13 protein-coding genes and 1 tRNA gene are annotated in these 12336 nt (G+C 65.0%); 10 read left to right on the forward strand and 4 right to left on the reverse strand.

Translation table 11 applies throughout. The annotated features are described in order from the left end of the window. Window positions 1–191: 191 nt before the first annotated feature. Window positions 192–1163 carry an IS110 family transposase gene (locus ACFSX5_RS07495; RefSeq protein ID WP_386832653.1) on the reverse strand — a complete coding sequence of 324 codons (972 nt, stop codon included), beginning with the start codon at window positions 1161–1163 and terminating at the stop codon, window positions 192–194. Between the two features lie 530 nt (window positions 1164–1693). Here ACFSX5_RS07495 and ACFSX5_RS07500 point away from each other — a divergent pair. The 3 genes from ACFSX5_RS07500 to ACFSX5_RS07510 all read left to right on the forward strand — a co-directional run bounded on the left by ACFSX5_RS07500 (window position 1694) and on the right by ACFSX5_RS07510 (window position 3410). Beyond that, entirely contained in the window at window positions 1694–2692 is a 999-nt protein-coding gene (locus ACFSX5_RS07500) for a Gfo/Idh/MocA family protein (protein WP_386832654.1), read from the forward strand. A 50-nt stretch (window positions 2693–2742) separates the two neighbouring features. Further along, a tRNA-Ala gene (locus tag ACFSX5_RS07505) sits at window positions 2743–2818 on the forward strand. Between the two features lie 58 nt (window positions 2819–2876). Next, a complete protein-coding gene (locus ACFSX5_RS07510; protein WP_386832655.1) occupies window positions 2877–3410 on the forward strand; it encodes a DUF488 domain-containing protein in 534 nt (177 codons plus the stop codon). A 6-nt stretch (window positions 3411–3416) separates the two neighbouring features. Here the strand turns inward: ACFSX5_RS07510 and ACFSX5_RS07515 are convergent, their stop codons facing one another. After that, a complete protein-coding gene (locus tag ACFSX5_RS07515; protein ID WP_386832656.1) occupies window positions 3417–4085 on the reverse strand; it encodes a uracil-DNA glycosylase family protein in 669 nt (222 codons plus the stop codon). A gap of 57 nt (window positions 4086–4142) precedes the next feature. On the opposite strand from ACFSX5_RS07515, the gene ACFSX5_RS07520 reads away from it, so the two are divergent. Next, the gene (locus tag ACFSX5_RS07520; protein WP_386832657.1) at window positions 4143–5501 is read left to right on the forward strand and encodes an NAD(P)H-dependent flavin oxidoreductase; all 1359 of its coding nucleotides are present in this window, start codon (window positions 4143–4145) and stop codon (window positions 5499–5501) included. Here the strand turns inward: ACFSX5_RS07520 and ACFSX5_RS07525 are convergent. Then, entirely contained in the window at window positions 5498–6769 is a 1272-nt protein-coding gene (locus ACFSX5_RS07525; protein ID WP_386832658.1) for an O-acetylhomoserine aminocarboxypropyltransferase/cysteine synthase family protein, read from the reverse strand. The two genes, ACFSX5_RS07520 and ACFSX5_RS07525, sit on opposite strands and share 4 nt — an antisense overlap. 230 nt (window positions 6770–6999) lie before the next feature. Here ACFSX5_RS07525 and ACFSX5_RS07530 point away from each other — a divergent pair, with 230 nt between their 5' ends. The 6 genes from ACFSX5_RS07530 to ACFSX5_RS07555 all read left to right on the forward strand — a co-directional run bounded on the left by ACFSX5_RS07530 (window position 7000) and on the right by ACFSX5_RS07555 (window position 11501). Beyond that, window positions 7000–7500, forward strand: coding sequence for a DUF421 domain-containing protein (locus ACFSX5_RS07530; RefSeq protein WP_386832659.1), 501 nt, complete (start codon window positions 7000–7002; stop codon window positions 7498–7500). A 364-nt stretch (window positions 7501–7864) separates the two neighbouring features. Then, the gene (locus ACFSX5_RS07535) at window positions 7865–9118 is read left to right on the forward strand and encodes a Glu/Leu/Phe/Val family dehydrogenase (protein WP_386832660.1); all 1254 of its coding nucleotides are present in this window, start codon (window positions 7865–7867) and stop codon (window positions 9116–9118) included. Between the two features lie 189 nt (window positions 9119–9307). Continuing rightward, complete coding sequence (locus tag ACFSX5_RS07540; RefSeq protein WP_386832661.1) at window positions 9308–10258, forward strand: diacylglycerol/lipid kinase family protein; 951 nt, start codon at window positions 9308–9310, stop codon at window positions 10256–10258. Then, window positions 10255–11082: a metallophosphoesterase family protein gene (locus ACFSX5_RS07545; RefSeq protein ID WP_386832662.1), complete on the forward strand. Its 828-nt coding sequence runs from the start codon at window positions 10255–10257 to the stop codon at window positions 11080–11082. Before ACFSX5_RS07540 ends, ACFSX5_RS07545 begins: the two co-directional genes overlap by 4 nt. A gap of 51 nt (window positions 11083–11133) precedes the next feature. Next, window positions 11134–11316: a hypothetical protein gene (locus ACFSX5_RS07550; RefSeq protein WP_386832663.1), complete on the forward strand. Its 183-nt coding sequence runs from the start codon at window positions 11134–11136 to the stop codon at window positions 11314–11316. Further along, window positions 11313–11501 carry a hypothetical protein gene (locus tag ACFSX5_RS07555; protein WP_386832664.1) on the forward strand — a complete coding sequence of 63 codons (189 nt, stop codon included), beginning with the start codon at window positions 11313–11315 and terminating at the stop codon, window positions 11499–11501. The genes ACFSX5_RS07550 and ACFSX5_RS07555 overlap by 4 nt, the downstream gene beginning before the upstream one ends. On the opposite strand, the gene ACFSX5_RS07560 is transcribed toward ACFSX5_RS07555, so the two are convergent. After that, entirely contained in the window at window positions 11498–12262 is a 765-nt protein-coding gene (locus ACFSX5_RS07560) for a FadR/GntR family transcriptional regulator (protein ID WP_386832665.1), read from the reverse strand. The two genes, ACFSX5_RS07555 and ACFSX5_RS07560, sit on opposite strands and share 4 nt — an antisense overlap. Between the last annotated feature and the right edge of the window lie 74 nt (window positions 12263–12336).

A 12336-nucleotide genomic window follows, 5' to 3' on the forward strand; every position in this document is an offset into this window, starting at 1 on the left:
GTTGCTCAGACAACCACGGTGTCCGTGTTCTGCCCTCCCTCCCCCTTGAGGGGAGGGCCGGGGAGGGGGTCGATCGGCTCCTGCCCCGAACTACGACCCCCACCCCCAACCCCTCCCCTCAAGGGGGAGGGGAGCACCCGCGGCGGCGAGAAGCCCACAAATCTATCCCGCTTATCTACCGTCTTGTCTTGTCAAGTTCGTGCGGGCTGTCCTGAGGCGACGATGGCGTTGAGGATGACGATGAGCTTGCGCATGACGGCGACGAGGACGAGCTTGCTTGGCTTTCCTCTTGCCTTGAGGCTGTCGGCGAAAGCCCGAATTGCAGGGTTGCGTTGGCGCGCGACGAGGGCGGCCATGTAGAGGCTGGATCTGAGGTCGGCGCGTCCTCCGCCGATGCGCCGCCTGCCGGTGAGTTGGCCGGAGTCGTTGGCGATAGGGGCTAGGCCGGCAATGGCCGCGGCGGTAGCTTTCGAAATGGAGCCGATCTCGGGGAGGTAAGCCAGGATAGCGGCCGTGGTGTGTGGCCCCACGCCCTTGAGTGATCGCATCAAGCCAGCTTTGCGCTGCAGTTCAGGGGTTTTCTTGATGAGGGCTTCGATCTCGGTCTCAATGGCCTGCAGTTCCCCTTTGAGCCAGGTCTGGTGGCGCTGGATCGAGGTTTGCAAGCGCTTGAGACTGGCGTGTTCGCTACGGTTGGCCTCCATTCGCAGCATCTGGGCGAGCTCGTCACGGCGCCGGCGGAGTTGACGCAGGGCGGCTTGCTCGGGGCTGGGCGGTTGGTAAAGTTCCAGTCCGGGGGTCAGACCATAGCGGGCGATCAGGCGGGCATCGATCGCATCCGTCTTGGCTAGCTTGCCGTTGAAGCGAGCGAAGAGCCGAGTACGGCTGCCATGGGCCCGGTGAACGGCTAGACCCAGTGCGACCGCCTCGGACAGCACATGGCGCTCATATCCGCCGGTCGCCTCGCACACCACCAGCAAGGGGCCGGTGCCAAGCCTGGCGCTGACGCGCTGTTCTGCCCTGAGTAGGCGGCGCACCTGAATAGGGGTGTTCGGGATGATCTTCTGGCTGTCGGCCGGCAGGGTATGCACCACCAGATGGGCCTTGCTTACCTCGAAAGCGACGATGTGGTTGAAACGTGGATCGTTGGAGTTCATGCTCATGCTTGCTGTCCGTTCGTCCTGGATTATTTGCGGCCGTCAAAGGCCTCTCTACCGTTCGGATGGCCGGAAAGGTCTGCAGCGGGGGGCAAGATAAGCTACGGCCTTTATGGCCAATCCCCACCAGGCCCGCCCGCCGCCCGGCGCCGGAGCTGTGCGGCTCCGCGCCGGGCTATCCTCGCGCCAATAAGACCCAGCGCAAGGATGCGCCCACAGAAATAATCCCCACCTCCTCCACCTGTGCCTACAATGCACCCATCTCTTCCGCGACGGGGCGGCCTGCAGCGAACAGTGGCGGGAGGAGCCGGGCACGGGGACGTCGCTGTCCTGCGTGGGTCCCGCCGGATCAGGCCGGCGTGCGCATCCAAAAACCGGCGCCCCGAGGCGATGTCGTCTCACTAAGTAAATTCTCAGAGGCGCCACCGCCTCGGGGCTCCGCCTCCATACCAACCGACGGGCGACAACCCGGCGGACAAAGCCGCTGGCAAAGCACACCCACTCACGCTACCCCTCACCCAAAAGGGAGAACCACGATGCGCAAGGTCCGCTGGGGCATTCTGTCCACCGCCAATATCGGCATGCAGAAGGTCACGCCCGCCATCCAGAAATCGGCTCATTCCGAAGTGGTCGCCATCGCCTCGCGCGACCTCGGCAAGGCTCAGGCGGCAGCGGCCCGACTCGGCATTCCCAAGGCGTATGGCTCCTACGAGGAACTGTTCGCCGATCCCGACATCGACGCCATCTACAACCCGCTGCCCAACCACCTGCATGTGCCGATGACGGTCGCTGCGGCTAAGGCCGGCAAGCATGTCCTGTGCGAGAAGCCGATCGCCCGCACCGCGGCCGAAGCGGAAGGGCTGCGCGCCTGCCCGCCCGACCGGATCGTGCTTGAAGCCTTCATGATCCGCTTCCACCCGCAATGGCTCCGGGCCCGCGAGATCGTCCGCTCCGGCGAACTCGGCGAGGTGCGTGCCATCAACGCCGTCTTTGCCTACCACAATGTCGATCCTGCCAATGTCCGCAACCAGGCCGACATCGGCGGCGGCGGCATTCTCGACATCGGCTGCTATCCGGTGACTGCCGGCCGGTTCCTGTTCGAGGGCGAGCCGGACCGGGTCGTCTCGCTGGTGGAGCGCGATCCCGATTTCGGCACCGATCGGCTGGCTACCGTGATCGCTGATTTCGGCGGCGGTCGGCAGCTCAGCTTTACCTGCTCCACCCAGCTTGCCGGCCACCAGCGCGTGCAGGTCTTCGGCAGCAAGGCCAAGCTCGAGATCGTCATCCCCTTCAACGCCCCGCCCGACGAGCGCACCGCCATCACCGTCGACACCGGCGCTCCCTTCGATGGCTCCCTCGCCCGGCGCGAGATCCTGCCCGCCTGCGACCAGTACACCGAACAGGCAGAAGCCTTCGCCCTCGCGGTGCTCGGCGAGCATAAGCTGCCCTGGGGCATCGAGGACTCGATCGCTTCGATGCGCGTGCTCGACGCCATCTTCAGAAGTGAGCGGGAGGGCGGCTGGGCCGAGGTGTGAACCCTCTTGCCCTCAAGCGGATTATTGTTCATATCAGGCGCCGTCGGAACGGGGCTGTAGCTCAGTTGGGAGAGCGCGTCGTTCGCAATGACGAGGTCAGCGGTTCGATCCCGCTCAGCTCCACCATTCCGACCTGTTCCCCTCCCGGCCAATACCGGCGGCGCTCCCTTCCTGCGAGCAGCCGATGCAGCCGTTCTTCACCATAGGCCACTCCACCCGCTCCCTCGAGGAGTTCGCGGCGCTGCTCCGGCAGTCCGACATCCGGCACCTGGTCGATGTCCGCACCGTCCCGCGTTCGCGCACCAATCCGCAGTTCAACCTCGACACGCTGGGGGCCAGCCTCGCCCCCTACCAGATCGGCTATGGCCATATCGCCGGCCTGGGCGGTCTCCGCGGCCGGCAGAAACCGGCCGACGAGTCCGCCAATGCCCTCTGGCGCAACCAGAGCTTCCGCAACTATGCCGACTACACCCAGTCCGATGCCTTTCGTGAAGGCCTCGGGCAACTGATCGAACTCGGCACCACCGGTCGTGCTGCGATCATGTGCGCCGAAGCGGTCTGGTGGCGCTGCCACCGCCGCATCATCGCCGATCACCTGCTCGCCCGCGGGTTCAGCGTGTTCCACATCATGGGCCCCGATGATGTTCCGGCGGCCACCCTGACTCCGGGCGCCATGGTGGGCGGGAATGGCGTCACCTACCCCGGTGGCAAGGAGTGAGCACCGTCATCCGCCCAGCGCCTGTTCCACCCGCGCCCGCAACTGCGGCAGCGTTTCGGCTTCGAACCATGGGTTCTTGCGCATCCAGCCCACCACCCGCCAACTCGGATGCGGCAGCGGCAGCAGCGGCGAGTCGGCCGGGTGGAGCCGCACTCTTTCCGTCAGTGGCATGGAACCGGACAGGAACAGCTTTTGGGCGTGAAGTCCCACCAGCAGCGTCAGCCGCACGTTGCGGAGCAGCGGCAGGATGCGCGGATGCCACAGCGGAGCGCAGGCTGGCACCGGCGGGTTGTCGCCGCCGCCACGGACAGAACCGGGATAACACAGCCCGGCCGGAACAATGGCCACGGCAGCCGGATCATAGAACCGTGCCTCGGAAAGGCCGATCCAGTCGCGCAGCCGCTGGCCGCTCTGGTCGTCCCAGGGAAGGCCACTCGCATGTGCCTTGGTGCCGGGGGCTTGGCCGATGATCAGCAGTCGCGAGGTGGCGCTGGCCTGCAGCACCGGGCGAGGACCCAGCGGCAACTGGTCCGCACAAAGCCTGCAGGCGCGCGCCGCCGCCACCACGGCGTCGACATCCTGCCCATCGGGCGTAGACCTATCATCCTCGCCTGGCTTGGCGCAGGATGCATCGGCTACCCGAGGCGCAAAACGAGACTGCAAGGGAGAGGACATGCGAGGGACCATAGCGATTTCGGCCCGGCTTGGAACGACGTCGGCGGACACAAGATCATGAGGACGCCGGCCAGCGCCAAGCTCTGCGCCCTGCTCGACTGCCGCGTCCCCATCCTCTCCGCCGGCATGGGCGGCCCCGCGCGGTCCGAACTGGTGTCAGCCGTCGCCGCTGCCGGCGGCTTCGGCTTTCTCGGCATGGTGCGCGAACCCGTCGACCTGATCCGCCGAGAAGTGGAAGCGGTCCGGCGCGACCGCCATCAGCGTTTCGGCGTCAACCTCATCCCCTTCTCCACGCCGCCTGCCCTGCTCCAGGAGCAGATCGCACTCTGCATCGAGCTGTCGGTGCCGGTGGTGTGCATGTTCTGGGATCTCGACCCCGCCGCCATCGCGACGCTGAAGCAAGCGGGCATCCGCGTCGCCTGGCAGGTTGGCTCCGTGGACGAAGCGGTGGCGGCCGAGCAGGCCGGCGTCGACATCTTGATCGCGCAGGGCCGCGAAGCCGGCGGCCACGTCCGCGGCACGCAGCGGTTGGGCGTGCTCTTGCCGGAGGTCGTGGATGCCGTTGAGGTGCCGGTGGTTGCCGCAGGTGGGCTCTCTTCCGGCGTCGATCTCGTCACGGCGCTGTCGCTGGGCGCGGCGGGCGTGATGCTGGGCACCGCCCTGCTGGCCAGCCGCGAATCCTTCGCCCACGACTACCACAAAGCCCGGCTGGTGAAGGCGGAAGCCGGAGACACGGTTCTCACCCACGCCTTTCACGTCAACTGGCCGCCCGGCGCCGCAGTGCGGGTGCTGAAGAGCGCGATCGATACGAGCGCTGCTGCCCACGATCCGGTGGTCGCCCATGACGACGGCCGTCCCATCCCTCGCTTCAGCACCGACTCGCCGCTGCGGACCACCACGGGCGCGCTCGAGCAGATGGCCCTCTACGCCGGCACCGGCGTGGGCTCGGTTCGCGCCGTGGAATCGGCAGGCACCGTGGTGCGGCAGATCATGGACGAGGCTGTCGCCTCACTGGAAAACCAGGAGGGAGCCGCGGAGTTCGCCTCTTCCGTCTGCTACCTCGCCGACGGACCGGCCAGCGGCTCGGTGCTTACCGAGACGATCCGGAAGGAGGTGGACGAGGTGGGCGCCACCCTCCGGACAGCCCTGCGCCTGCATCTGCGCGACTTGCCAGACACACCGGCGGCGCCACCCTTCGACGCCATCGCGCACGAATATGGCCGCCATGCTCTGCTGCTCGGGGCTGCAAACATGGGTTCAGGAACAGCCCGGGAGACCTTCTCCCAGGCCGAAACTGCGCTTCAGGAAAGGCTCGAACGCCTTCTGCCGCAGATGGGACCAAGCGAGTTGCAGCAGCAATTGCTGCAACTCGCCGGTTTCCTGCAGCGGCGGGTAGACACCAGCGACGATGGCTAGACCGCGGCCAGCGCCTGCTCGATGTCGGCGATGATATCGTCGATATGCTCTATGCCGATCGAGAGGCGCACCAGGTCCTCCGACACGCCGGCCCGCTCCAGCTCTTCCGGGCTGAGCTGGCGGTGGGTGGTGCTGGCCGGGTGCGTCGCCAGCGACTTGGCATCGCCGATATTCACCAGGCGCAGGATCATCTTGAGGTTGTCGATGAACACCCCACCCGCCTCGCGGCCACCCTTGATGCCGAAGCTGAGGATGCCTGAGGCCTTGCCCTTGGTGATCTTCTTCGCGACTTCGTTGAAGCGGCTGTCGGGCAGCGCGGCATAGTTCACCCAGCTGACCTTCGGATGCTTGCTCAGATACTCGGCAACCTTCTCGGCATTCTCGCAGTGCCGCTCCATGCGAATGCCGAGCGTCTCGAGACCCTGCAGGATAAGGAAGGCATTGAAGGGCGACAGCGCCGAACCGGTATTGCGCAGCGGCACCACGCGGGCGCGCCCGATATAGGCCGCCGGCCCCAGCGCCTCGGTGTAGACCACGCCATGATAAGACGGGTCGGCCTGGTTCAGGATCGGGAAGCGTTCCTTGTTGGCCACCCAGTCGAACTTGCCGGAATCCACGATGATGCCGCCGATCGAGTTGCCGTGGCCACCGATATACTTTGTCAGCGCATGCACCACGATGTCAGCGCCGAAGTCGAATGGCCGGCAGAGATAGGGCGTGGCCACCGTATTGTCGACGATCACCGGCACGCCATGCCGGTGCGCGATCTCGGCGATGCGCTGGATGTCGACGACATTGCCGGCCGGATTGCCGATCGACTCAAGGAACACCGCCTTGGTCTTGCCGTCGATCAGCCGCTCGAAGCCCTCGAAGTCGTCGAACCCGACCAGCCGAACCTCGATTCCCTGGCGGGGGAAGGTGTGCATGAACAGGTTGTAAGTGCCGCCATAGAGCTGCGAGATGGAGACGATGTTGTCACCGGCTTCGGCAATCGTCTGGATCGAATAGGTGATCGCCGCCATGCCCGACGCCACGGCGAGAGCCCCGACACCCCCCTCCATCTCGGCGATGCGCGCCTCGAGCACTGCCGTGGTGGGGTTCATGATGCGGGTATAGATATTGCCGGCCACCTTGAGATCGAACAGGTCCGCGCCGTGCTGGGTGTTGTCGAACGTGTACGATGTCGTCTGATAGAGCGGCACGGCTGCCGCCTTGGTGGTGGCCTCTGCCGAATAGCCATGGTGCAGGGCAAGCGATTCCAGCTTCACGTGGATAGTCCTCCAGATTTTTTGAGATTGGCTGTGTGGGCAAGTCGATCACGAGTCAACCGGCCGGACAATCGAGTGGCGTAGAACGAAGTTCTCCTCGAGCACGCAGCGAAGGCACAACCGTCCAATGAAGCAGCTCCTGGGGGAGCCATCCTTGTCCCTCGGCATTCTTGGAAACAGGTCAGTGCCACGGCTAGCCGCGCGGCACGATCCCGAAGGAGGGCCGGTCGATGCCTTTGCTGCCATCGGACTGGGGAGAGATTTTCGCGATCCAGACTCCGGTCGCGGAACTGATAGTGCGGTCGGTGGTGCTCTATCTCGGCATCCTCGTCCTTATGCGGATCCTGCCCCGGCGAAGCGGCGGAGAAGTCGCCCGCATGGACCTGATCTTCATGCTGCTGATCGCTCAGGGGGCGGCGGGTGCCTTCGGCGACTACACCTCAGTGACAGAAGGAATGGTCGTCATCCTCACCCTGGTGAGCCTCGATTACCTCTTGAACATGCTCAGCTTCAGGTTCCCCGCGATCGAGCGCCTGGTGTCGGCACCGCCCGTCGAGGTCGTCAGAGACGGAGTCGGCAATCGCTCCAACCTCAAGCGTGAGTTCATCACCGAGGAAGAGCTGGCGAGCTATCTCAGGCAGAACGGCATCACCGATATAAGCCAGGTCAAGCTGGCGGTGGTCGAAGGGAAAGGCAAGGTCTCCATCATCACGCGAGACGCCCGCGACTAGGGCAGGATTTTACCGTACCCGAGCGTACTCTCGCGTTGACAGCATGGCTCCCTTTGGCCATGTTCCGGCCCATGTTGGCTCATGCGACAGCGGCGAAATCGATCTTTTGGCGGGAGCATCCCGTCGAAGGACATTTGCCCGCGCGCTGACATGTGACAAGGCGCGCGGGCAGCGATCCCACCGCCACAGGCAGCGTGTTGAGCTCCAGTCGGCGCCTTTCCCAACCGCGAAGCGGAAAAGACTTCGACCTTCTGACCTGAACCCCTCCTTCATCGCCCTACCCACGTGGTCCGGCCAGCGCTGAAGGAAGAGACAATTGGGCGTACCGCCCCGGCAATCGGTTCCATTTGGAGAAAGACCCACAGTGACCCAGACCCTGCTCTCACGCGCCTTGGTGCGGCTCGACGAAGCCGCATCCCTGTTGAACGTCGATCCGGATGTGCTCGAGAAGCTGAAATACCCGCGCGAGACCAGCAAGATGCGGCTGATGATCCGCATGGACGATGGGTCGCGGAAGTCATTCCTGTCGTGGCGCTGCCGTTATGACGACACCCGCGGGCCGACCAAGGGCGGCATTCGCTTTCATCCGCAGGCGAGCGAGGACGAGACCGAGGCGCTGGCGTTCTGGATGACGTTCAAGTGCGCGGTGATGAACCTGCCCTATGGCGGCGGCAAGGGTGCGGTGCAGGTCAACCCGCGCGAACTGTCGAAGGCCGAGCTCGAGCGTCTTTCGCGCGCCTATATGCAGGCTTTCTCCCGCATCATCGGGCCGGACCGGGATATCCCGGCCCCCGACGTCTATACCAACGCCATGATCATGGGCTGGATGGCCGACGAATACAACCAGACCGTCGACGAAGTCACCCCGGCGGTGATCACCGGCAAGCCTATTGCACTCGGCGGCTCGCTGGGTCGCGAGGATGCGACCGCGCGTGGCGGCTACTATCTGGTCCGCCACCTGACGGGGGAACTTGGGCTGCCGGCGCGCATGCGCGTGGCCATCCAGGGTTTCGGCAATGCTGGCCAGCACATTGCCCGTCTGCTCGCGGCCGACGGCCACGTGATCGTTGCCGTGTCGGACACCAGCGGCGCGATCGCCTCTGCCGATGGTCTTGATGTCGAACAGCTTCTTGCAGCCAAGAAGAAGGGGCAGTCCGTGACCACTCTGGCTGGCGGTTCGGTCCAGCGCATCGACGACGTCATCGCCCAGGATTGTGACCTGCTGGTCCCCGCGGCTCTCGAGGATATGATCCACGACGGCAATGCCGATTCCATCAAGGCCAAGGTGGTGCTGGAACTCGCCAATGGCCCGGTCACCTCGGGTGCCGACGAAATCCTCGAGCGCAAGGGCATCGTCGTCCTTCCGGACATACTCGCCAATGCCGGCGGCGTGACCGTGTCCTATTTCGAGTGGGTCCAGAACCGCCAGGGCTTTTACTGGCCCGTCGAGGAGATCCATGAGCGGCTGCGCGTGATCATGGAGCGTGAGGGCGCAGCCGTCTGGCAGGTTTCGCGCGACAAGTCGACGAGCTGCCGCACCGCGGCCTATGTCCATGCGCTGAGCCGCTTGGCCGAGGCCATCGAGGCGCACGGCACGCAGCCCTTCTTCACCAGCTGAAAGGCTGGGGAGGACTGAAATTGCAGGGGCGCTCCCATCGGAGCGCCCCTTTTTCGTACCCTGCACCACCACTCGATACGCGGCATGAAACCGGCGGCACTGCTCAACCATTAACTGGCGAACTGCCCAAAAAGCGCTCGAGCCCGCAGCACGGACGCTGCCTGCTCTGACCCGGAAGAGCCGCCCGCCATGCCTCGCTGCTACGTGATCTTCAACGCCAATGCCGGCACAGCTCTATCTCTGTCTCTGTCGACCGAGGCTTTGGCCGACATGCTGATCGAACACGGGCTCGATCCGGTCATCGATGATGACGAGGTCGTGCCCCTTGATGAGCGCATCGCCCGAGCTGTCGCCAGCGATGCCGAACTTCTGGTGGCCGCCGGTGGCGACGGCACCATTACTGCCTTGGCCAATGCGATGGTGGGGACCGACCGTGCCCTTGGCATCCTGCCGCTGGGCACTGTGAATGCCCTTGCGAAGGACCTCAACATCCCGCTCGAACTCGAAGAGGCGATGGACGTGCTCGCAGCCAACGAGCGTCAGTGGATCGACGTGGGCGAAGTCGACGGGTGCTTCTTCCTCCATAAGGTGGTGATCGGACTGATCCCGGCCCTCGCCGCCGGTCGCGAGCACATTCGCGGCAAGGCAGACGTGGCCGCAAAGTTCGGCTTCTTGCGCTTCATCTTCCGCCGGCTCGCCCGCGCACGGCGCTTTGCAGTGGCCATCGACCGCGGCGACGGCAGGCCGAAGCCGGAGCGGGTACAGGCGGTGGCTGTCGCGAGCAACTCCTATGTGGAGGGCGTGGGGCGTATCTTCTCTCGCGACCGGTTGGATCAGGGTGAGTTGACCCTCTACATCCTCCGCCATCTGTCGGCTCGCGACTTCATCCGCCTCTCCTGGGGCATGTTGATGGGCAAGTGGCAGGACGACGATGCGCTGAGCATCGAAAAGGTGGATGAGGTGACCATCCACGCTCACCAGCAGACGGTGAAGGTGATGTTCGACGGAGAGGTGGAGTCGATGGAGTTCCCCCTCCACTTCCGCATCCGGCACAACGCTCTTTGCGTCGTTGCTCCGGCGCCACCCGAAAACACGCCGGCCGACACCGCGGGCGAGATTGTCGAGGAGGTGGCGCCGTGAAGCTGGTCCACCTCTCAGACCTTCACTTCGGTCACCACGATCCCGCTGTTGCGGCGACGCTGTCGGCAGAGATCGCGGCGCAGGAGCCTGACCTGGTGGTGATCAGCGGCGACTTCACGCAAGTCGGAACCGTGGAGGAATACAAGCAGGCTCGCGCCTTCCTCGACACCTTGCCTGCTCCCCTGTTTGCTGTCCCCGGCAATCACGACGTGCCGGCGATCAATATCTTTCGCCGTTTCCTCAACCCATACGGGCTCTATCGGCGCTTCATCGCGCCCGAAACAGAGCCGTTCCTTGAGATGGACGGCGTGGTGTTCGTCGGCATGCGCACCTCTCGCCGGTTCCGCCTGGAGTGGAACTGGGGGCACGGCACCATCTCGCGGAGCCAGCTGGACGACCTCGCCGCCCGTTTCGAGAAGGCATCGCCGGATGCTGTACGGGTTATCGTCGCCCACCATCCCTTGCTGTTTCCGACCGAGCCGATGCTGCAGAAGACCAAGAGGGTAAAGAGAGCCGACGAAGCGCTGGAAGTGTTCTCGCAACTGAATGTGCGGCTGGTCCTGTCCGGTCATTTCCACCTTTCCTATGTGCGGCGGCACGAGGCACCTGGCGCAGTGACCGAGGGCGAACCCACGGGGCTCCGCCAGGCGGCTGCGGCACCCATCCTTGTCGCGCAGGCCTCCTCGACGATTTCGACCCGGCTGCGCGGTGAGCCCAACGCCTACAACGTGATCACCATCAAGGACGGTCTGATCAGCATCGACGTCCGGGAATGGCGCGATAGCGAGTGGCAGACCAAGGAACGTGCCACCGAGCCCGCCTGACGTGCGGAACCAATCGCCGCGCGCCCGATTGCTTCCCAGGAAGGAGGCGACATGCAACGCGACACCGATTTCCCCATGGACGCCGACCAGCGCCACCCGATGGAGCGCGACCTGCGCGAGCTCACCGCATTCGCCTCTCGTCACGGTATCTCCACCGAGGAGGCGCGCGAGGTCATGCGTCGTTCCGGAGATCGCCTCAAAGCCGATGCTCTTGCTGAAAGGCTGCCGAAATGAGCCCCACACCGAACCGTCCGACCGATCCGCATCCCGCCAATGAAGAGCATCATGACCGGCAGGACCGACCCGGTGGCAGCCATCCGCCCCATGGTGGGTACGATATTGGACCGAACGATCGCAAGCATGACGGCAAGTCGCCGCCCAAGCCGCGCAATGTCGAGGACGAGGGGCCCCGGCGCTAGCTGCGCCCCATTCGCTCGGCCGCGCGAGCGAAGCCGTCGCTGATCACCTTCCGCATCGCCTCACGAGCCTCATCTGGGTCACCGGACTGGATCGCCGCAGCAATTCGCGCGTGAGACTGGGCCGCGGCCGCGTGCTGCTCCCGATCGTGCACCGGCGAGCTGATGGTGAACATCGCCGTGAGCGCAACCTCGACCAGCGCGCTGATCGATGCCATGAACGGGTTACCGGCCGCTTGCGCCACGAGGCGATGAAAGGCCAGGTCGGCGCGGGCGAACGCCTCAGCGCTCGTTGCTTCTGCCATCTGTCGTGCCGCCTCGACGAGGCTCTCTGCTTCAGCCGACGAGCGCCGCTGCGCCGCTAGCGCTGCTGACTCGAGCTCGATCCCGATGCGGACTTCCGAAAGGCTGCGGAGAAAATCGACACTCGGTCCGGTCTCGAAATGCCAGGCAAGTACGTCGGCATCGAACAGGTTCCAGCGCGTGCGCGGCAATATCCGTGTCCCGACGCGAGCGCGCGCCTCGATGAGCCCCTTGGCGGCGAGCGTCTTCAGCGCCTCACGCAACACCGTACGGGACACGCGCAATTGCTGGAGCAGTTCAGCGTCCGTAGGAAGGATGCTGTCCTCGGGGTAGGTGCCGCCGACGATCGCCGTGCCAAGCCGGTGCATCACCTGGGCATGAAGGTTCCGTGCCGGCCGCCGTCCAGCGATACTGGCGATGAGATCGCTTCGATTGGTCGTGCGTGGGCCGGCTGTCATCATCGCTCCGTTGCCTGGTGCCGGATAATCCACTGAAGCGGAACAAGCCGCAACCGGCTGGACAGCCGCAGGGGCAA

Source organism: Devosia albogilva (assembly GCF_042685625.1).
GTDB lineage: Bacteria > Pseudomonadota > Alphaproteobacteria > Rhizobiales > Devosiaceae > Devosia > Devosia albogilva.

Coding starts and splice junctions, on each gene's coding strand:
- ACFSX5_RS07495 (WP_386832653.1), bottom strand. CDS start 1,163: ATGAGCATGAACTCCAACGATCCACGTTTCAACCACATCGTCGCTTTC.
- ACFSX5_RS07500 (WP_386832654.1), top strand. CDS start 1,694: ATGCGCAAGGTCCGCTGGGGCATTCTGTCCACCGCCAATATCGGCATG.
- ACFSX5_RS07510 (WP_386832655.1), top strand. CDS start 2,877: ATGCAGCCGTTCTTCACCATAGGCCACTCCACCCGCTCCCTCGAGGAG.
- ACFSX5_RS07515 (WP_386832656.1), bottom strand. CDS start 4,085: ATGTCCTCTCCCTTGCAGTCTCGTTTTGCGCCTCGGGTAGCCGATGCA.
- ACFSX5_RS07520 (WP_386832657.1), top strand. CDS start 4,143: ATGAGGACGCCGGCCAGCGCCAAGCTCTGCGCCCTGCTCGACTGCCGC.
- ACFSX5_RS07530 (WP_386832659.1), top strand. CDS start 7,000: ATGCCTTTGCTGCCATCGGACTGGGGAGAGATTTTCGCGATCCAGACT.
- ACFSX5_RS07540 (WP_386832661.1), top strand. CDS start 9,308: ATGCCTCGCTGCTACGTGATCTTCAACGCCAATGCCGGCACAGCTCTA.
- ACFSX5_RS07550 (WP_386832663.1), top strand. CDS start 11,134: ATGCAACGCGACACCGATTTCCCCATGGACGCCGACCAGCGCCACCCG.
- ACFSX5_RS07555 (WP_386832664.1), top strand. CDS start 11,313: ATGAGCCCCACACCGAACCGTCCGACCGATCCGCATCCCGCCAATGAA.
- ACFSX5_RS07560 (WP_386832665.1), bottom strand. CDS start 12,262: ATGATGACAGCCGGCCCACGCACGACCAATCGAAGCGATCTCATCGCC.